The 20,476-nt window shown below is 71.5% G+C and carries 16 protein-coding genes and 1 pseudogene; 15 read left to right on the top strand and 2 right to left on the bottom strand.

From position 1 onward, the window contains the following. Positions 1–296, bottom strand: a pseudogene (locus tag MXD95_RS13680) (FadR/GntR family transcriptional regulator); the annotation flags it as partial. A 785-nt stretch (positions 297–1,081) separates the two neighbouring features. Here MXD95_RS13680 and MXD95_RS13685 point away from each other — a divergent pair. From MXD95_RS13685 to nusB, 14 genes are all read left to right on the top strand, one after another. Then, entirely contained in the window at positions 1,082–1,978 is an 897-nt protein-coding gene (locus tag MXD95_RS13685) for an MHYT domain-containing protein (RefSeq protein ID WP_250640987.1), read from the top strand. Positions 1,979–2,111: 133 nt separating this feature from the next. Continuing rightward, a complete protein-coding gene (locus tag MXD95_RS13690; protein ID WP_480024042.1) occupies positions 2,112–3,692 on the top strand; it encodes a replication-associated recombination protein A in 1,581 nt (526 codons plus the stop codon). Positions 3,693–4,037: 345 nt separating this feature from the next. Beyond that, positions 4,038–4,592: a DUF948 domain-containing protein gene (locus MXD95_RS13695; RefSeq protein ID WP_250640988.1), complete on the top strand. Its 555-nt coding sequence runs from the start codon at positions 4,038–4,040 to the stop codon at positions 4,590–4,592. Then, complete coding sequence (locus MXD95_RS13700) at positions 4,593–4,982, top strand: hypothetical protein (RefSeq protein ID WP_250640989.1); 390 nt, start codon at positions 4,593–4,595, stop codon at positions 4,980–4,982. A 150-nt stretch (positions 4,983–5,132) separates the two neighbouring features. Then, positions 5,133–7,778, top strand: a complete 2,646-nt coding sequence (gene alaS / locus MXD95_RS13705; protein WP_250640990.1) for an alanine--tRNA ligase — start codon at positions 5,133–5,135, stop codon at positions 7,776–7,778. A 15-nt stretch (positions 7,779–7,793) separates the two neighbouring features. Further along, entirely contained in the window at positions 7,794–8,360 is a 567-nt protein-coding gene (gene ruvX / locus MXD95_RS13710) for a Holliday junction resolvase RuvX (protein WP_250641006.1), read from the top strand. Beyond that, positions 8,357–10,294, top strand: a complete 1,938-nt coding sequence (mltG, locus tag MXD95_RS13715) for an endolytic transglycosylase MltG (RefSeq protein ID WP_308301493.1) — start codon at positions 8,357–8,359, stop codon at positions 10,292–10,294. The genes ruvX and mltG overlap by 4 nt, the downstream gene beginning before the upstream one ends. Before the next feature lie 286 nt (positions 10,295–10,580). Continuing rightward, the gene (locus tag MXD95_RS13720) at positions 10,581–11,654 is read left to right on the top strand and encodes a shikimate dehydrogenase (RefSeq protein ID WP_308301494.1); all 1,074 of its coding nucleotides are present in this window, start codon (positions 10,581–10,583) and stop codon (positions 11,652–11,654) included. 178 nt (positions 11,655–11,832) lie between these two features. Then, positions 11,833–12,576, top strand: a complete 744-nt coding sequence (locus MXD95_RS13725; RefSeq protein ID WP_250640991.1) for a prepilin peptidase — start codon at positions 11,833–11,835, stop codon at positions 12,574–12,576. Between the two features lie 84 nt (positions 12,577–12,660). Next, positions 12,661–13,863, top strand: a complete 1,203-nt coding sequence (gene aroC, locus MXD95_RS13730; protein WP_250640992.1) for a chorismate synthase — start codon at positions 12,661–12,663, stop codon at positions 13,861–13,863. 110 nt (positions 13,864–13,973) lie between these two features. After that, entirely contained in the window at positions 13,974–14,582 is a 609-nt protein-coding gene (locus MXD95_RS13735) for a shikimate kinase (protein WP_250640993.1), read from the top strand. Between the two features lie 127 nt (positions 14,583–14,709). Further along, positions 14,710–15,798 (top strand): 3-dehydroquinate synthase, encoded by a 1,089-nt coding sequence (aroB, locus tag MXD95_RS13740; protein WP_250640994.1) that lies wholly within the window; start codon positions 14,710–14,712, stop codon positions 15,796–15,798. Positions 15,799–16,146: 348 nt separating this feature from the next. After that, the gene (efp, locus tag MXD95_RS13745; RefSeq protein ID WP_250640995.1) at positions 16,147–16,710 is read left to right on the top strand and encodes an elongation factor P; all 564 of its coding nucleotides are present in this window, start codon (positions 16,147–16,149) and stop codon (positions 16,708–16,710) included. Between the two features lie 35 nt (positions 16,711–16,745). Further along, a complete protein-coding gene (gene nusB / locus MXD95_RS29650; RefSeq protein ID WP_250641009.1) occupies positions 16,746–17,417 on the top strand; it encodes a transcription antitermination factor NusB in 672 nt (223 codons plus the stop codon). A gap of 1,511 nt (positions 17,418–18,928) precedes the next feature. On the opposite strand, the gene bldD is transcribed toward nusB, so the two are convergent. After that, complete coding sequence (bldD, locus tag MXD95_RS13755; RefSeq protein ID WP_250640996.1) at positions 18,929–19,426, bottom strand: transcriptional regulator BldD; 498 nt, start codon at positions 19,424–19,426, stop codon at positions 18,929–18,931. Positions 19,427–19,843: 417 nt separating this feature from the next. On the opposite strand from bldD, the gene pyrR reads away from it, so the two are divergent. Further along, positions 19,844–20,467, top strand: coding sequence for a bifunctional pyr operon transcriptional regulator/uracil phosphoribosyltransferase PyrR (gene pyrR / locus MXD95_RS13760; protein ID WP_308301495.1), 624 nt, complete (start codon positions 19,844–19,846; stop codon positions 20,465–20,467). The last annotated feature ends 9 nt before the right edge of the window (positions 20,468–20,476 follow it).

The raw sequence follows: 20,476 nt of genomic DNA on the forward strand, positions 1-20,476 counted from the left end.
CCTTCGTGGAGTTCGCCGCGGACGATCTGGCGGCGCAGGTGGGCGGCGACGAGTTCGGCGGTCTTGGGCACCCGCACATGCCGGCCGACCCGCGTGGCGGACCGGCCGGCCGGCGGCGCGGAGAGGGTCGCTGACGCCGACGGTGCGCCGGCACCACCGGTCGGATCAGCCGCCGTGAGCGCCGGATGGGTGGCCGGGCGGACGCCGGGGTGGGGGGCGGCGCCGGTGCGTGCGGCGGCGGACCTGGCCGCGCCAGGTCGTACGGCGCGGGTGCGAACGGGCGGGAACGCGCTCATGGATTGCACCTTTCCGGGCTGAATCCTGCTGGGTGCCGGCTTCTGGACCGGCCTGCCCAGTGGGCGGCCGAAGGTGGGCGGTTCATATCTCCATCTCCGGTGCGGTAGGCCATCCGTGCGGCCAAACCGACTAGCCGAACCATACCGCGCATCAATGCCCGAATGGGCGCCTGGAAGAAGAATAAGTGGTCTTTTCTGGTAGCGGGATGTCATGGGTATGCGAAAAGCGTTGGTGTCGGATCCTGTCAAGTTGATCGGCGAGATTCATGTGACCTTCAGGTGGTCCCGTCTGGCCGGGTGCCGGTGAACTGGAAAGGGTGGCGGTCGCGCGTGGCGAAGCGGCGTGCCGGACATTCGGCGTCGGCGCCGAATGTGATTGTGGCCGGGTGGTCCGCGGTGCTCGGGCGGCGGCCGGACTCGGGTGGCGGCGGCCGGCACGGTGGTCATCCAGCCCGGCCGTGCCGTCGGGGTGGCCCCTCGACGGATGGTCGGGGTCGCCCGGCGGATGCGTGCGTGAGCACGAGGGGAATGATTTTGCTGCAGGTCATGGGCGATGAGTGGCGGTCGGGAAGTGATCCGGCCGGCTGTCCGTGACCGGGGCCGTGTCCATGGCGATCGCCGGCTGGCGACGGAGCGCGGCCATGGCTGTATGTGTGTCGGAGCAGATCGATATGCCAAATTTGCCCTTTTTGCGTGATCGTGAATCTCAAACTACGCCCAAACTTGGTGTCTAATGCACCGGCGTGCTAGATCTGGGTGGCTCACGTACACGTCCAGGGGGTCAAATGATCGTTGCCGCAGCTGCCCATCAACACTCGAGCCAGGATCTTCTGTTCGTCATCGTGTCCGTCGGCCTTGCCCTGGTCGGCTCCTTCGCGGCCCTGGTGAGCGCTATCCGGATCCCCCTGTCCGACGGGCGTGAGCGTGCTCGCTGGACCGCCGCCGCCGCCGTCTCACTGGGCGGCGGGGCGATCTGGTCGATGCATTTCATCGGAATGATCGGCTATCAGGTGGACGGGCTTGATCTGCGTTACGGACTTCCCTACACCGGACTCTCACTACTCATCGCGATCGCCGGGTCCGGCCTGGGGCTGACTCTGGTCGGCCGCCATCCGCGCAGTCTGGGCTGGCTGATGAGCAGCGGCCTGGTCGCCGGGCTCGGCGTGGCGGCCATGCACTACACCGGCATGGCCGCGATGCACACCGGCGGTGACGTCACCTACCGGATGCCTATCGTCGTGCTCTCGGTGGTCATCGCCGTCGCCGCCGCCACCGCCGCCCTGTGGATCGCCTTCCGGGTCCGCACCGGTCGGCACGTCGTCGTCGCCTCGATGGTCATGGCGACAGCGGTCTGCGGAATGCACTACACCGCCATGGCTGCCGCCCGGGTCTCGGTCGACCTCACCCTGATCGCGAACGATGACCTGCACGTCAGCGGCACCGACCCGATCGCGCTCGCCCCGATGGTCTGTGTGATCGCCTTCTCTGTCCTCGCGGTGGTCATCTTCGCCGCGATGGGTGGCGTGACCGAGTCCGGAGCGCTGTCGATGGCCCGGGCCAGCCAGGTACGCCCAGGCGCACTTGTCCTTCCGATCCCACCCGCCAGTGACGAGTACTTTCCGCCCGCTCCGGTGCCCGTCTGGCGGAACAGCTTCTCCGAGCCGCCGTCGAACCTCCGCTGATCCCCCCCGATCCCCCCGATCCCCTTGATTTCCGCCGGATCGACGCCGTGCCGGGCCGATCCCGCCGGTCCGGACTCCTCGCCGGCCCGGACTCCCCGCAGGGACGAGGGACTGTCGACGTACCGTGAGCCACGTGAGTCTGTTCGACCCGGCTGATCTGTTCGACGTGGCGGCGCCCGCGCCCGCCTCGCCGAGCACTACGCCCGCCGCCACCCGCGCCAGGACAGGCGTGGGTTCCCCTGCATGTTCGGACGAGCACGGCGGGCACAGTCCCTCTGGCGGGCACAGTCCCTCTGGCGGGCACGGTCCCTCTGGCGAGCACAGTCCCTCCGGCGGGCACGGTGCCTCCGATCTGACACCGCTCGCTGCCCGGCTGCGGCCGGCGAACCTGGACGAGATCGTCGGTCAGCGTCATCTGCTCGGCGCGGGAAGCCCGCTACGGCGACTGGTGGAGGGCGGTGGCACGACCTCGGTGATCCTCTGGGGCCCGCCTGGAACCGGTAAGACCACGCTGGCCCACATCGTGTCGGGGGCGTCCGGGTGGCGGTTCCGGGAACTGTCCGCCGTCACGGCCGGCGTGCGGGACGTCCGCGCGGTCATCGACGAGGCGCGCGCCGCGAGTCGTGCCTCGGGGGCGCGCACGGTGCTGTTCATCGACGAGGTGCACCGCTTCACCCGCACCCAGCAGGACGCGCTGCTGCCGTCGGTGGAGCGCGGCTGGGTCACGCTGGTCGCCGCGACCACCGAGAATCCCTTCTTCTCGGTGGTGAGCCCGTTGCTGTCGCGATCTCTGCTCCTCACCCTGGAGCCGCTCACCGAGGACGACATCCGCGGCGTCCTCGACCGGGCGCTGCGGGATCCGCGGGGGTACGGCGGACGGGTGGAGCTCACCGGCGCCGCGCGGGAGCACATCGTCCGGCTCGCCGGTGGTGACGCGCGACGTGCACTGACCGTCCTGGAGGCCGGCGTCGAGGCCCTGCTCGCCGAGCAGGCTCCGGCCACGCCGCCAACCTCCGGTCCTGACTTCGCGGTCCGGCTGGACGTGGGCCTGCTCGAGCAGGCGGTCAACCGGGCGGCCGTACGCTACGACCGGTCCGGTGACCAGCACTATGACGTGGTCAGCGCCTTCATCAAGTCGATGCGCGGCGGTGATCCCGACGCCGCGCTGCACTACCTCGCCCGGATGCTGGAAGCCGGCGAGGATCCCCGGTTCGTCGCTCGGCGGATGATCATCCTGGCCAGTGAGGACGTCGGCATGGCGGACCCGGGGGCGCTCGCCGTCGCCGTCGCCGCGGCACAGGCCCTGGACCTGGTCGGGCTGCCCGAAGCCCGACTCGCCCTGGCCCAGGCGGTCATCCATCTCGCGCTCGCGCCGAAGTCGAACGCGGTGATCCGCGCCATCGACGCGGCCAGTAGCGACGTGCGGGCCGGGCGGGCGGGTCCCGTCCCACCGCATCTGCGTGACGCCCACTACCCCGGGGCCGCTCGCGCGGGCAGCGGGGCTGGCTACCGGTACCCGCATGACGAGCCAGGCGGGGTCACGCGTCAGCAGTACCCTCCGGACAGGCTGGTCGGCGCCGACTACTACACACCGGGTGGCAACGGTTTCGAACGGCGTGCGGCCGAGCGCCTACGCGAGCTGCGCACCGCCGTTCGCGGCAGCGGTGCCGAGGATGCACGCCGAGATCCGAGCGGTGATGGCCAGCAGTCATGACAGCACAGTCAGGGCAGCACAGTCAGGGCAGCACAGTCAGGGCAGCACAGTCAGGGCAGCGCGGCCGGGACAGCGCGGCCAGGACAACGCAGCCAGGACAACGCAGCCAGGACAACGGGCGGACGACCCGGTGGCGGACCCGGAAAACAGCAGCGGGGACCCGCAGGCGGTGGCGGGGGCTACCCGTGGCCGCGACGGATGCCTCGGTAGGGTCAACCACCAACCCCCGACGACGATGACCATGACGACGATCTGTAACGACCGAGTCCGGTCACGACTGACGGCCCGTAGCGACGGATGACCCGCGACGGATGACCCGCAACGACGATGGAGGCAGGAGCACATATGTCCGGTGGAGCGGTCGCGGGCCTGATCGCGTCCGGCGCGTTCGCGGTGCTCGCCCTCTTCGGCTGTTTTGTTCTGCTCAAGCTCGGCAGGATCTTCGACGAGGCGGCCGCGCGCGTGCGCCAGACCGGCATCGCCATCGACGAGGGAACCGCCCGGGTACGGCAGGCCGGGGCGACGGTCGACGAGGTCAACGTGGCTCTCGGCCACGTCAACAAGGAACTCGATCGGGTCGACGCGATCACGGCGAACGTGCAGTCGATCACGACGAACGTCTCGTCGCTGACGTCGCTGTTCGCCGCGACTCTCGGTGGTCCGATGGTGCGGGTGGCCGCGTTCAGCTACGGCGTGCGCAAGGCCGCGGCGAAGCGCACCCGTTCGGAGGTCGAGTCGCGGGTGAAGACACAGATGAAGACGGAGAAGGCGGCCCGTCGTGGCGCCGGCCCCGGCGCGGGCGGCGCCGGAGCGGGCGGCGATGAGGCGGTCTCGGCGGGAGGAACCTCACCGTTGGCCAAGGCCGCGGGCACCGGCCACGGGCGTCAGGGGGGCCGCTAGATGTCGCGGATCTTCTACCTGGCATTCGGGGCTGCGGCCGGAGTGGTCGTCGTGCGGCAGGCCGCGAAGGCCGCGGCCGCGCTTACTCCGACCAGCCTCGCGGGATCTCTCGTACAGTCACTGCAGGAGTTCCTCGCGGATGTCCGTGAGGCTGCGGCGGAGCGGGAGGAGGAGATCCGTGATGCGCTTGGTCTCGACCGCGACCCGGACGACGACCCCGCCGGTGCGTCCGCCCTCGTCACGCCGCCCGCCCCAGCGGCCGCCCCGCCGGTGGCTGGCCATTACGCGCCCCCGGTATCCCCGGTGCGGCCTGGCGGCGAGCCCGGTTTGGCCCAGGTGGACGACCTCGAGCGGACCATGCGGCTGGTTCCCGGTGCCCGTCGGCCCTGAGCCACGCGTCGGCCTGGTAACGCCGGGCCTTGCAACGCCGGGCTCGGCAACGCTGGGCGCGGCGAGACCGGGCGCGGCAGCACCGGGGGCGGCAGTGCCGCCCGCCGCCGGATGACGTTTCTTCTCCCACCAGTCTGGACGATGTGACCGATGGATACGGCCGAGATCCGCAGCCGCTTTCTGAACCATTTCGCCGCGCATGACCACGCCGTGGTCCCGAGCGCCTCGCTCATCGCGCCGGACCCGACGTTGCTGCTGGTCAACGCCGGTATGGTGCCGTTCAAGCCGTACTTTCTCGGCGACCTGACCCCACCCTGGAAGCGCGCGACCAGCGTGCAGAAGGTCGTGCGCACCGTCGACATCGAGAACGTCGGCCGAACCGCCCGGCACGCCTCGTTCTTCCAGATGTGCGGCAACTTCTCCTTCGGCGACTACTTCAAGGCCGAGGCGATCCCGTACGCCTTCGAGTTGCTCGTCGACGGGTTCGGTTTCAACCCGGACGATCTGTGGGCCACCGTCTACCTCGACGACGACGAGGCCGAGCAGATCTGGCGCAAACTCCTGCCCGCGGAGCGCATCCAGCGCCGCGACAAGGAGGACAACTACTGGTCGATGGGTGTGCCCGGCCCGTGTGGTCCGTGCAGCGAGATCTACTTCGACCGGGGCCCCGACCACGGCCCTGACGGCGGCCCGATCGTCGACGAGAACCGCTACATCGAGGTCTGGAACCTCGTGTTCATGCAGTTCGAGCGCGGCGAGGGCGCCGGCTACGACTACCCGATCCTGCGTGAGCTGCCCAGCCGCAACATCGACACCGGTATGGGCCTTGAGCGGATGGCCATCATCCTGCAGGGCGTCGACAACCTCTACGAGATCGACATCTCCCGCCCGGTGCTGGACGCCGCCAGTCGGCTCACCGGCCGCCGCTATGGCGCCGACCCCGAGTCCGACGTGCGGCTGCGGGTCATCGCCGACCACACCCGCACCGCCGCGATGCTCATCTCCGACGGCATCGTGCCGTCCAACGAGGGCCGGGGGTACGTGCTGCGCCGGCTGCTGCGCCGGGCGGTGCGTGACGCCCGGTTGCTCGGCGCGCGCGAGCCGGTCATGGCCGAACTGTTCGGCGTGATCAGCGCCGCGATGGGCCCGATCTACCCCGAGCTCGTCAGCGACGCCGAGACGATCTCCGGGGTCGCGGTCGCCGAGGAGGTGTCGTTCGCCGAGACGCTGCGCACCGGCACCACGATCTTCGACACGGCGGTGCGCCAGGTCCGCGCGTCCGGCGCGACCACGCTTGGTGGGGACGACGCGTTCAAGCTGCACGACACCTACGGTTTCCCGATCGATCTGACCCTGGAGATGGCCGCCGAGGCGGGACTGGCCGTCGACGAGGCGGGTTTCCGCCGGCTGATGGAACGCCAGCGGCAGACCGCGAAGGCCGACCGGGCCGCGCGGCGGATCGGGAACCTGGACCTGTCCGCGTTCCGCCCGATCCTCGCCGCCTCCGGGCCGACGACGTTCACCGGCTACGAGGAGCTCACCCGCGAGTCCGAGGTGGTGGGCCTGGTCGGGATCGTCGACGGCCTCGGCCGCCCCGCCGTCGGCGCCGGCGACGAGGTCGGCGTCGTGCTCGACGTCACCCCCTTCTACGCCGAGAGCGGTGGGCAGGAGGCGGACCTCGGTGTTCTGCGCTTCGACGGCGGCGAGGCGGAGATCCTCGACGTCCAGCGGCCGGTGCCCGAGCTCGTCCTGCACCGGGTGAAGGTGCGTTCCGGTGAGCTGAAGGTCGGCGACCGGGTGCACGCCGAGGTCGACGACGGCCGGCGTCGAGCCGTGTCGCGCTCGCACACCGCGACCCATCTCGTGCACGCGGCGTTCCGCCGGGCGCTGGGGGAGGGTGCGACCCAGGCCGGCTCGTTGAACTCGCCGGGCCGGCTGCGCTTCGATTTCCACGCGGCCGGCGCCGTCGCGCCGTCGGTGCTCGCCGACGTCGAGGACGAGATCAACGAGGTGGCGCTGCGGGATCTGCCGGTGCGGTCGTTCGTCACCACCCAGGAGGAAGCGCGCCGGCTCGGCGCGATGGCGTTGTTCGGTGAGAAGTACGGCGATGCCGTGCGGGTCGTCGACGTCGGCGACTACGCCCGTGAGCTCTGCGGCGGCACGCATGTGGCGAGCTCGGCGCAGCTCGGCGCCGTGAAGCTGCTCTCGGAGGCGTCCATCTCCGCCGGCACCCGCAGGGTGGAGGGGCTCGTCGGCATCGACGCGTTCCGCTATCTCGCCCGCGAGCATCTGCTCGTCGCGCAGCTGTCCACCGCGCTCAAGGCCCGCCCGGACGAGCTCACCGACCGGGTGAATGACATGGTCACCCGCCTGCGTGACGCCGAGCGGGAACTCGACAAACTGCGCGCCGCCGCGGTGCTCTCCGGCGCCGGGGCGCTCGCCGCCGGTGCCGAGGAGATCGGCGGCGTCGCCGTCGTCACCGCTGAGGTGCCGGCCGGCACCGCCCCCGGCGACCTGCGCCTGCTCGCCCTGGACATCCGTGGCCGGCTCGCCGGGCGGCCGGCGGTCGTGGCGGTGATCCGCGCGGACGGCGGGTCCATCGTCGTCGTCACCGACGACGCGGCGCGGGGGCGCGGGCTGCGCGCGGGTGAGCTGGTCCGGGGCAGCTGGACGGCGCTGGGCGGCAAGGGTGGCGGCAAGCCTGACGTCGCCCAGGGGGGCAACGGCACGGCGGAGCTCGTCCCGGCCGCGTTCGCGAAGCTGCGCGGGCTGGTGGCCGAGCTCGTCGGACGCTAGGTGACCGACTCGCCGATGCTCCGCCGCGGCGTCCGGGTGGCGGTGGATGTCGGCTCAGTGCGGGTTGGCGTGGCGGCCAGTGACCCCGACGGCCTGCTTGCGGTGCCCGTCACAACCCTCATCAGGGACAAACGCGGCCATATTGACGTCGACGCCCTTGCGGAGATCGTCCGGGAGCGGCAGGCTGTCGAGGTGGTGGTGGGCCTGCCCCGGCAGCTGTCGGGGCAGGAGGGCCGCGCGGTCGCGCTGGTCCGCGAGTACGCCGACGTGCTTGCGGGGCGGATCGCGCCCGTGCCGATCCGGTTCGTCGACGAGCGGCTCACCACGGTCGTGGCTCATCGCAGAATGGCCGAACGTGGCGTCCGTTCCCGCGCCCGTCGCAGTCTCGTGGATCAGGAGGCAGCCGTGCAGATCCTCCAGCACGACCTGGACAGTCGGCGTGGGCGGCTCGGGTATGGGGGTGACGCCCCCGCCCCCGCCTCCGCGGGCCCGGCTGCCACGCCTGAGGCCGGTGGTGCTCCTGAGGCCGGTGGTGCGGACCGGGCGTCGGACGGGATGGCCGGGCCGCAGGACGCGAGGTGACGGGCCGAGACCTCGACGAGATCCTCGACGAGGACCCCTACGGCGGGCGCCGATCCCGCGGATCCGGCCGCCGTTCGGCCGAGCGTTACGACACCCCGGACCGCTCCGCATCCGGTCGTTCCGGCGCCCTTCCGGACCCGGGATATGACCCCCGTCGTCCGGGCGCCCGTCGTCCTGATGACCGATACCCCGACCGTCGTGCCGAGCGGCCCGGAGGCCGGCGCCGCGGCGGTCGGGGTCGGGATGACGGACACGCGCACGACGGGTACGCGCGGGATGCGTACCCCGACGGGGCGTATCCCGACGAGGCGTACCCGGACCGGGACCGGGACCGATCGGACGACGCGTACCCGGGACAGAGCCGGTCGCGGGGTCCCCACCGGGAGACACCGGGTCGGGCCGGCGGGCCGCGTGACGGCCGGCGCCGCCCTGGCCGGGCCGGCGTGGGCGATGATCACAGTGCGGGCGATCCGTACGGAGTCGACAACCGGTACGCGTCCGGTGCCCAGTATGGTGCCGGCGATCCGTACGGTGACGACGCGCAGTACGAGGATGACGCCCCGTATGGCGCAGATGACCCGTATGCCGACGATCAGTCTCTCGACAGTCGTCTCCTCGGCGCCGGCGACCGGTCCGACGATCGCGCACGTGGCCTGAGTGAGCGTGGTCTGAGCGGGGGCCGCCGGGAAGGCCGGGGCCGCCGCGAGGAGAACCGGGCCAGCGGGGAAGGCCGGGCCCGCGGAAATGGCCGGGCCGGCAGGGAAGGTCAGATCGGTGGGGAAGGCCGGGTCCGCGGCCGCGGGGACGACCGGGACCGCGGCGGGGACGACGGCTGGGGCGGCTCCTGGGACGACGAGCCGACGCCCGGACGCCGTGGTCGGGCGCTGCCGAAGCTGGTGGCCGTGCTCGTCATCGTCGCCGCGCTGCTCGGGCTCGGCATCGTCGGCGTCGGCAAGCTCGTCGGCCACGTCTCGGGGGGCTCGTCGGCCGCGGACTACGCCGGCTCCGGCAACGGCATCGCCGTCGTGCAGATCCCCGACGGCGCCACCGCCAGTGAGATCGCGAAGGAGCTGCACGACGCGGATGTCACCGCCTCTTCCGGCGCTTTCGTCAAGGCCGCCTCGGCCAACCCGAAGTCGCTGGGCATCCAGCCGGGCACCTACCGGCTGCGCAGCCGGATGAGCGCCCAGGCCGCACTCACGGCGCTGCTTGACCCGGCGTCGGCCGCGCCGTTCCGGTTCGTCATCAAGGAGGGCATGACCGTCCAGGAGGTCCTCTCCGGCATCCACGACCGGCTCGGGACACCGATGGACCAGCTCCAGGCGATCGTCCGCAACCCGGCCCAGCTCGGCGTGCCGTCCTACGCGCCGACGTTGGAGGGCTACCTGTTCCCGTCCACCTATGACCTTGTTCCCGGGCAGGACCCGGTCGCGCTGCTGAAGTCGTTCGTCACCCGGTACAAGACCGAGGCCGCGGCCCTCAACCTGGAACAGGGCGCCGCCGCCCGCGGCGAGACACCGGGCCAGATCGTGACCATCGCCTCGATCATCGAGAAGGAGGTCGCGAACTCCGACGAGGGCCCGAAGGTCGCCCGGGTGATCTACAATCGGCTCGCCGACACCAGCGGTGGGTTCCGCCGGCTCGACATGGACTCGACGACCCGGTATGCCCAGAACGAGTACACCGGCCCGCTGTCGCACGAGCAGCTCACCAGTTCGACGAGCCCGTACAACACCCGGGCGGTCCCAGGACTGCCGCCGGGCGCGATCTCCAACCCGGGTGTCTGGGCGCTGAGGTCGGCACTGCGACCGGCGGACGGGACGTGGCTGTACTTCGTCTCCATGCCGCAGAGCAAGGTCACCAAGTTCGCGACCACCCAGGCGGAATGGGACGCGCTGCAGGCCCAGTACCGCGCCGAGGGTGGCAGGGAGTAGCGGGCGGCAGGGAGTAACGGGCGGCAGGGAGCGAAGTGGGCGGACCCAACCACTCAGCGCGCCCATCCGCCCCCTCGGTAACCGCCGCTCCCCTCGCTGGCGGAGATCGTCGGCGGCGCGCGCGGCCGACGCGGTCTGCATGTCTCTTCTACAGGGGCGAAACGGGCATAACACCCGTCGAAACCCTGTAGAAGGAACATCGTGGCCCCTCGGATCGCAGAAATCTGACTAAACGGTCATATCGACGCGGTGATGGTGTGTGACCGCGGACGGGAGGTGGGGGCGGGTGGCCGCGAACGAGGAGCGCATCCGGCGGGCCACGGAAGCCGGGCAGTCAGCGCCAGCGCCGGTGGCCGAGGCTGAGGGGAGGCGGGCCGCGACTCCAGCGCCGGTGGCCGAGGCCGTGCGGGCCGCGACGCCAGCGCCAGCGCCGGTGGCCGAGGCCGTGCGGGCCACGACGCCAGCGCGGGTCGCATGGTCGCGACGGGCCGCGCGGGTGGCTGCGGCGGCGACGCCGGACCATCCAGCCCGGGCGGCGGTGCTCGGCGCCCCGGTGGACCACTCACTGTCCCCGGTGCTGCACGGCGCCGCGTATGCCCGGCTCGGCCTCGCGGTGCGGTACACCGCGATCCACTGTGCGGCGGCGGACCTGCCGGCCATGCTCGAACGGGTCCGCACCGAGCCCGGGTGGCTCGGCCTGTCGCTCACCATGCCGCTCAAGACCGTCGCCCTCGACCAGGTGGACGAGATCGACCCGACGGCCGCCGCGATCGGCGCCGTCAACACGGTCGTGGTCGGCGACGACGGCCATCTGTTCGGGGACAACACCGATGTCGCCGGCATCACGGGGGCACTGCGGCGGGTGTTGGACGGACGAGCGCCGCGCCGGCCACTGATCATCGGTGCCGGGGGCACGGCCCGTGCCGCGGTCGCCGCCGTGGCGGCCGCAGGTTGCCAGCACGTGGCGGTCGTCGCCCGACGGCCCACGGCCACCGCCGAGCTCGCGCAGGTGGGCGAGCGCCTCGGCGTCCAGGTCACCGGGCTGTCCTGGGAGCTGCTCTCCACCGGCCTGCCCGCCGGCCCCGATCTGGTCATCGCCACCACTCCCGCCGGCGCCACCGACGCGCTGGCCCGCCGCCCCTGGCCCGGGTCCTGTCCGCTCGTCGAGCTGCTCTACCACCCCTGGCCGACGGTGCTCGCCGCCACCGTCTACCGGACCGGCGCCCGCGTCGCCGGTGGCCTGGAGATCCTCGCCGGCCAGGCGGTCGGCCAGGTCGAGCACTTCACCGGCCAGCTCGTCCCCGCCGGCGCCCTGTTCACCGCCGGCCAGACCGCCCTCGACACCCGCGCCGGCCTTTGACGGTCGCCAACTCCGCCCCCCGCGCCGGCGCTGACCGGCGGCATCCGTACCGGCCTCGCCGCGGCCACGCGCGACATGGCACAAGAATCCGGGCACTTGGGCTACCCACCGACGCCCACATGACAGCCGGCCGGCCGACGGGTCGGCACACTCTTCGGTACGGGCGGAAGGGGTCGGTATGTGCGCGGTTGGGTGGAGCGTCGCGGTGGCAATGATTGCCCTGGCTGTGGCCCTGCCGGTGGGCCCGAGGGTGGTTGCCGCCTTCCCACCGCCGGTGTCCGAACGGCGTCCTCGTGACCACCTCGACGCGTCGTCGCCGGTGCCGGTGCCGGTGCCGGTGCCGCCAGTGCCGCCGGAGCCGGAGCCGGGGACGTCCGGCCGTGGCCGGACTGGTGCGCTGCCGCTGGCGGGATCGACGGTGGCGATGGTCGGTGTGGTGACCGTGGTGCTGCGTGGGCATCCGTCCTGGTTGCCGGCATATGCCTATCTCGCGGTGATCGGGGTGTGGTTGGCGGCGATCGACCTGCGGGTGCACAGGTTGCCGGATCCGCTGGTCCTGCCGTCCTACCTGGTGTTCGGCCTGCTGCTCGGGCTGGCCGCGGCGGTGGATGGGGCGCCTGGGCGGCTGGTGCGGGCGGCGGTGGCGGCGCTGGTGTGCTGGGCTGCGTTCCTGGCGCTGCACCGGTTGCCCGGTGGCGGCCTTGGCCGAGGTGACGTGAAGCTTGCTGGTCTGCTCGGGCTGGCGCTGGGCTGGCTGGGGTGGCGCAGCGTGCTGGGCGGGATGTTCGCCGGGGTCGTCATCGGCGGTGTGGCTGCGCTCGGGCTGCTCGTCGCCCGGCGGGTGAATCGGCGCGACCGGCTGGCCTACGGTCCGTTTCTCCTGGCCGGCGCGCTACTCGCTGTCGTTGCCGCGGGTATCTGACCGGCAGGCTGTCCCGGTGGACCCTGGCGCGAGGTTGGTCATGCCGGGTCTGCTCGGAGGGGTTGTCGTGAAAGACTGGCTGGCATGGTGCGTTGGTTGACGGCGGGGGAGTCCCACGGTCCTGCCCTGGTGGCCACGGTCGAGGGGCTGCCCGCGGGGATTCGGCTGACCAGTGCGGACATCGCGGCGGAGCTCGCCCGCCGGCGGCTCGGGCACGGCCGGGGCGCTCGGATGAGCTTCGAGCGCGACGAGATCGAACTGCTCGGCGGCCTGCGCCACGGGGTCACCCTCGGCGGTCCGGTCAGTGTCGTCGTGCGTAACACCGAGTGGCCGAAGTGGGAGCAGGTCATGGCGCCCGACCCGGTCGACGCGTCGACGCTCGCGGGCCTTGGTCGCAACGCGCCGTTGACCCGGCCGCGCCCCGGCCATGCTGATCTGGCTGGCATGCAGAAGTACGGCTTCGATGACGCCCGGCCTGTCCTGGAGCGCGCCAGCGCCCGGGAGACCGCGGCCCGCGTCGCGCTCGGCACGGCGGCCAAGGCGCTGCTGCGCCAGGCGTACGGGATCGAAGTGCTCTCCCACGTCGTGGCGATCGGCGCCGTCGAGGTCCCGCCGGGCGCGCCCGCGCCGACGTCCCTCGAGGGCGTGGACGCCGACCCGGTGCGCTGCGCCGATCCGGTGACCAGCGGGCGGATGGTCGCCGAGATCGACGCCGCCCACGCCGATTCCGACACCCTCGGCGGCATCGTCGAGGTGCTTGCCTACGGCTGCCCGCCCGGGCTCGGCAGCTACGTCCATGGTGACCGCCGCCTCGACGCGCGGCTGGCCGCCGAACTCATGGGCATTCAGGCGATCAAGGGGGTCGAGTTCGGCGACGGGTTCCTCACCGCGCGCCGGCGAGGTTCGGTTGCCCACGACGAGATCGAGCTGGTCGGTGGCGAGGGCCAGCGGAGCGCCGCGGTGCCGCAGGTGCGTCGGGTGACCGACCGGGCCGGTGGAGTCGAGGGTGGGATGACCACCGGCGAGCCGCTGCGGGTCCGGATCGCGATGAAACCGATCTCCTCCCTCACTCGGCCGCTGTCCACCGTCGACGTGGCGACCGGTGAGTCCGCGGTCGCGATCAACCAGCGATCCGACGTGTGCGCGGTGCCGGCCGCCGGGGTGGTCGCCGAGGCGATGGTCGCGCTCGTCCTTGTGGGCGCGGCACTGGAGAAGTTCGGTGGCGACTCGGTGGAGGAGACCCGGCGTAACTGCGAGAGCTACCTGAAGGCCCTCCCCATCCACTGACCAGGCCGTACCCGCACAGGTCATTCATCCGCGCACACATCTACCCAGGGCTGGACGACACCGGCGGATACGCAAAGCCGGACGACACCGGCGGACGAGGAAGCAGGATCATGGTTGGGGACGCGGTGGCGACGACGCCATCGTCGCAGGGGCCCGAGCCGCTGGGTCCAGAGCCGCATGAGCCAGAGCCGCGGGGCCCGCGGGTGGTCCTGGTCGGTCCGCCCGGGGCGGGTAAGACCACGGTGGGCACCGCGCTCGCCCGGCGCTGGGCGGTCACGCTGCGCGACACCGACGCCGACGTGGAGGCCGCCGAGGAGCGCAGCGTCTCGGACATCTTCATCGACTCCGGCGAGGAGTACTTCCGCGCCGCCGAGCACCGGGCGGTGGCCAGCGCCCTCACGGAGCACGTCGGCGTGGTCGCGCTCGGTGGCGGCGCGGTCCTCAACCCCGCGACCCGGGCCCTGCTCGCCGGCCACCGGGTCGTCTACCTGCGGGTCGGGCTGTCGGACGCGGTGCGCCGGGTCGGGCTCGCCCGGGACCGTCCGCTGCTCGTCGAGGGGCCGCGAACCCGGCTCGCCGCCATGCTGCGCGAGCGGGAGCCGTTCTACACCGAGGTGGCCATGGTCGTGGTCGACACCGCTGGCCGGGTACCAGACGAGGTCGCCGACCTCGTCTGCACGGCCCTCGATCAGGTCGCCGGTGGGCAGGTGCCGTCGTGAGTGGGGTCATCGCAGGTGGGCAGGGGCCCGGGTCGGCTGGTGCTGCCGTGAGCGGCGCACGGGGAATGGGCAGGTGCGGTCGTGCGCGTGCGGGAGAGGCCGGCTGGCCGATGAGGGGGGCTGGCCGATGAGGCCGACTGGCAGTGTGGCCGACGTGGTTCGGATCCCGGTGCGGCCGCAGGGCGAGCGGCCCTACGACGTGGTGCTCGGCGACGGGGTGCTGAGCGGTCTCGCCGAGACCATCACCGGGCGCACCCGGGCCGTGGTGATCCATCCGGTCGCGTTGCGGGCCACCGCGGCGGCTCTCGTCGCGGACCTACGGGCTGGCGCCGGCGTCGAGGCCCACACCGTCGAGGTGCCCGACGGCGAGCGGGCCAAGCGGCTGCAGGTCGCCGGGGACTGCTGGGATGTGCTGGGCCGAATCGGTGCGACCCGCGACGACGTGGTCATCGGCCTCGGCGGAGGCACTGTGACAGATCTCGCCGGGTTCGTCGCGGCGAGCTGGCTGCGGGGCGTCGACGTGGTGCAGGTGCCGACCACCGTGCTCGGCATGGTCGACGCGGCCGTCGGCGGCAAGACCGGGATCGACGTCGAGGCCGGCAAGAACCTCGTCGGTGCGTTCCACCAGCCGCTGACCGTGCTGTGCGATCTTGCGATGCTCGCTTCGTTGCCGGCGGTCGAGGTGCGGGCCGGGCTGGCCGAGGTGGTCAAGACCGGCTTCATCGCCGACGGCACCATCCTCGACCTGCTGGAGGACGACCCGAGCGGCGCCGCCCACCTGCCCGAACTGATCGAGCGGTCGATCCGGGTGAAGGCCGATGTGGTGTCCGGCGACCCGCGGGAGGCCGGCCGCCGCGAGGTGCTCAACTACGGGCACACCCTTGGCCATGCCATCGAGAAGGTGGAGGGCTTCACCTGGCGGCACGGTGCGGCGATCTCGGTGGGCATGGTGTTCGCGGCGGAGTTGTCGCGACTCGCGGTCGGTCTCGACAAGGCCACCGCCGAGCGGCACCGCCGGCTGCTGGCCCGCATCGGTCTGCCGGTCAGCTACCAGCATGACCGCTGGCCGTTGCTGCTCGACGCGATGCGGGTGGACAAGAAGTCCCGCGGCCGGCGGCTGCGCTTCATCGCCCTGACCGGTCAGGGCGATACGGTGATCGTCGATGATCCGGACGCGGATCTGCTCGTCGCCGCGTACCGCAGCGTCGCTCGGTAAGGTCGCTCGGTAGACTCGTCCGCGGACTGGCTGATCGCCGCCGCGCGGGGGTCCGGCTTCCCGCCGGGTCTTTGCCCGCGGCCGGCGGGGCCAGGCGAGGTGGGTGCGCTTTCACGGCGGCCGGCTCCACGTGTTCGCGATCTTTCGCGATCACCGGGCCCGGTGGCCGCGGAGCCTTCGTGGTCGCGGGCATGCGTGGTCACGGGCACTCGCGGCGGGGACACCGCCCTGGTGGAGATGCCGCCGTGGCGGGACGCCGCCGTGGAGACGAGGCGGCCACACAACGACTGACCACGGTCGGAGACGATCCGCCGTCGGAGTACGGCGACCGAACGGAGAACGCGCGCAGTGGCGACCAGCAACGACCTGAAGAACGGCATGACGCTCGACATCGACGGCGTGCTGTGGAACGTCATCAGCTTCCAGCATGTCAAGCCCGGTAAGGGCGGGGCGTTCGTCCGCACGTCCCTGAAGAACGTGCTGACCGGCAAGGTGGTCGACCGCACGTTCAATGCCGGGGTCAAGGTCGAGGTCGCGACGGTTGACCGCCGCGAGATGACCTACCTCTACCGCGACGGTGCCGAGTTCGTCTTCATGGACAGCGAGTCCTACGACCAGATCCCGATCCCGCCGGGCGTCGTGGGCGCCGTCGCCAACTACATGCTGGAGAACACGGTCGCCACCGTCGCCCTGCACGACGGAGCACCGCTGTACGTGGAGCTTCCGGCCAGCGTCGAGCTCACCATCAAGGCGACGGAACCCGGCCTGCAAGGCGACCGCTCCACCGGCGGCACGAAGCCCGCGGAGCTGGAGACCGGCGCGACGATCAACGTGCCGCTGTTCATCACCAACGGCGAGAAGGTCAAGGTCGACACCCGCGACGGACGCTATCTGGGCCGGGTGACAAGCTGAGCGCCCGTTCGAAGGCCCGCCGCCGCGCGCTCGACATCCTCTTCGAGGCCGATGTACGCGGCGACCAGGTGGCCGCGATCCTCGCCGCTCGCAAACGCCGAGCCGACCCGCCGGTCTCGGAGTACACCGAGGGCTTGGTCGAGGGGGTCGTCGAGCACTGGCGGGAGATCAACGACCGGATCGGCCGGCATGCCGAGGGCTGGACGTTGGAGCGGATGCCGCCGGTCGACCGCAACATCCTGCGCATCGCGGTCCTGGAGCTCGTCTGGCGGCCCGACGTCCCCGATCGGGTCGCGATCGACGAGGCCGTCGAGCTCGCGAAGACCCTGTCCACCGAGCGTTCGCCGGCGTTCGTCAACGGCCTGCTCGGTAGCCTGCTGGAAGCGGTCGAGTCGGCGGTGTCGCCCCCCGCCGGTGCGGCCGGTGCGGCCGGTGCCGCCGGTGCGGCCCCCGGAACCAGCGAGGCCGCGACCAATCCCGTCAACGCCGCCGATGCCTCCGAACCCGCCGATGCCAGCGGCCCTGGGGATCCCGTTGGTGCCGGCGACCTCGCCGATCCCCGAGAATCCCGAGGATCCGCCGATCTCGGAGAATCCCGCGAATCCGCCGATGCCGGCGATTCGGGCGAGACCGTGCCGCAGGCGGCGGGCGCCGGTGCGGCGTCAGGCCAGTCTGACGGAGCAGCCGAGTCCGGCCCGGCTGCCTGATCGGTGGATTTCTCGAGACCGGGCGCGGGTGTCGCAGCTGGGCCCGGTCCGAATGTCTGACGTCCCGCCTGCCTGATCGGCTCCTCGGGCGGTCTGATCGGCGCGGCAGACTGACCGGGCGCTCGGCCCGTCCCGCACGTGCCGGGCCGACCATCTACTGATAGGCCCCCGATCAACCGGCATCACACACGGCGACATTCCATCCGTGTCGCCTGACCGCGCGTAGCCGACCCCGTCGCGGTTACCTCCGAGCCATCCGCCCCAGCGCGATCACGCCAGCCATCGCCGGCCCCGGTGACCGATAGCCACGAAATATCGGGCCCGTGGCGTTGGCGAGATCCAAACAGGTCGTTGTGGGGGTGTTCGTGTCCGATTTGCCCCCCATGGCGACCTGCTTAGAGGGATCTTGCTGCGCGGCTCGCTGCATGGCGTGACGATTCCCTGGAGCGGGGCCTTCGCTGGCGGGCGCTCGTTGGGAGACGGGGCCGCCGTCCGGTCAGAACGGAGTTCGGCCCGGTCGGCAGTGTGCCTGGTCGGCGTGAACACTGACTGCCCACGCTGACCGGTGGCCCTATCGCCGACTGCCGACTGCCGACTGCCGACTGATGGCCGGTGGCGCTGGCGGCTAGTGCCGACTGGTGGCCGGTGGCCGGTGGCAGTGGCGGTGGCCGGTGGCGCTGGCGGCTAGTGCCGACTGCTGGCCGGCGGCAGTAGTTCGTGGCTGTGCCTGCTGGCGCTGACCGGTGGCGCTGACCGGGCGCTGACCCGGTACGCCGTCGCAGTGACGACGTACCGGGGTATTCCCGGCCGAGACATACCGGGATATCCCCGGCAAGGCTGCGCCGTGTGTGTGCGTCTGGTTCGGCGGCGACCGTGTCGCGATGGATCCCGGAGCCGAACCGTCATCCCATCGGTCAAAGCTGGTCGTGCCACGGACGAAACCGCAGGTCGCGGTCCTGACGGGACCGCTGACGACGCCGCAGAACCACGACGATGCCGGAACTGCGGTGGTGCTGGAACTGCGGTGGTGCTGGAACTGCGGTGGTGCCGGAACTGCGGTGGTGCTGGAACTGCGGTGGTGCTGGGACTTGTTGTGACGCTGGGAACCGCGGCGTGGCCGGGAGCCGCCCGTCCTGCGCCCGCCCACCTTGACGCAACCGGCGGCGGGGTGGAACCGACGGCGTGCGGTGGTGGTAGTGGAGGAGGCGGTCGGTGCTGGCCGAGTGGATGACGTGGGGCGGGTCATTGCCGCCCGTCACCGGCCTCGCACTTTCGGGGCTCTGGCCTGCCGGCTCCTGGATTTCTCTGAGCCTTGCCCCGGCATCCCAGATGGTCGACGCTCCGGACGTTCGGAGCCCAGACCCGGCGTCTGGAGACGTCGGGCGTGTCAGCCGGGGAGTGTCTGAGCCGGTGGCTGTCTCACGGCATCCGGTGGCCTGGAAACCGTCAGCCTCTCAGACCTCAGCCTCAGACCTCAGCCTCAGACGTCGGCAGCCTCGGACGTCGGCCTCTCAGACGTCGGAGACGGACGCGTCCGCACCCTGCTCCGGGGACAGCACGCCCCAGGACACGAGCTGCTCGGTGAGCTTGCTCGGGGAGGTGTCGTAGATCACTGCGAGTGAACGCAGGTCCTCGTAGCGGATCGACAGCACCCGGCCGTTGTAGTCGCCGCGCTGGCTCTGGATCGTCGCGGCGTAGCGGGCGAGCGGCCCGCCCTGCTCCTTGGGCACCTGGGAAAGACGCTCGAGGTCGAGCACGATCCGCGGGGACTGCTCCAAGGGTGCGACGGTGGAACCCTCGGGCAGCAGCTCCCCGACCGGAACGCCGTAGAACTCCGCGAGCTCCGAGAGGCGCTGCACGGTGACGGCGCGATCCCCGCGCTCGTAGGAACCGACGACGACGGCTTTCCACCGACCGTGCGACTTCTCCTCGACGCCATGAAGCGAGAGCCCCTGCTGGGTGCGTATTGCGCGCAGCCGAGCACCGAGCGCCTTCGCATAGTCGGACATCGGAGTGCCCACTCCTGTCGTGATTGATCATTGGAACCGGGGCTCATGCCACCGGCGGTTACCGATAGTAGTGCCCGCCGGGTTGAGGCTCGACACCCGGGGGGTCGTGTCGCTTCTTTCTTTGTACCACTTTCTGTAGCCCTCCGGTTGCGCGCTCCGCCTGCCCGGAGGGAACTTCCGCACTTCGTCGTATCGGTATGTGCGCGCAGTGCCACGGTGACGGGCAGTCACGGCTTCGCGATGATAGTTGGCACGACAACGACATGCGAGGGGTGGGTGCGCGCGGCCCACCGGGTACCCCGCGCATATGCGGCCCCGGCCCCGTCCGGAGCCTCACACGGTCGGAGTGCCCTGGTAACGTCGCTGAGACCGCTCCTTTAAGGACCGTCCCGTGAGGCGGGGAAGGAGGGATGCCGCGTGGCCGCAAACGCCACGGGCGACCCTGTGTCGCGCCGTCCAGGCGTCGCCAGGACAGTACTGTCCGCCGACGACATCACTCGCATCGTCAGCCGGATCGCGCATCAGATCCTCGAGAAGACCACCGGGGGTGCCGGTGTCGTGCTTCTCGGTATACCCACCCGTGGGGTACCTCTCGCACACCGGCTGGCACGCCGCGTACACGCCGTCGAAGGCGTGGATCTTCCTGTCGGCTCCCTCGACCCGACCATGTATCGCGACGATCTGCGACTGCGCGGGGTTCGGCCACTTGAGGTGACCGAGATTCCCGACGGCGGCGTCGACGGGCAGGTGGTGATCCTCGTCGACGACGTCCTGTTCTCCGGGCGCACCGTGCGTGCCGCCCTCGACGCACTGGCCGCCTACGGCCGGCCGCGGGCGGTACAGCTCGCTGTTCTCGTCGACCGTGGTCACCGGGAGCTCCCCATCCGCGCCGACTATGTCGGCAAGAACATGCCGACCTCCCGTCGTGAGTCGGTGGCCGTCCGGCTGCGCGAGGTTGACGGTGCCGACGGCGTACTGATCCTGCCCCCGGCTCCCGACCCGGCCGCCGCGGGCGAGCCCGCCGCTCGGGACCGGGCATGACGGGACCGG

Source organism: Frankia sp. AiPa1, from assembly GCF_023243075.1.
Lineage (GTDB): Bacteria > Actinomycetota > Actinomycetes > Frankiales > Frankiaceae > Frankia.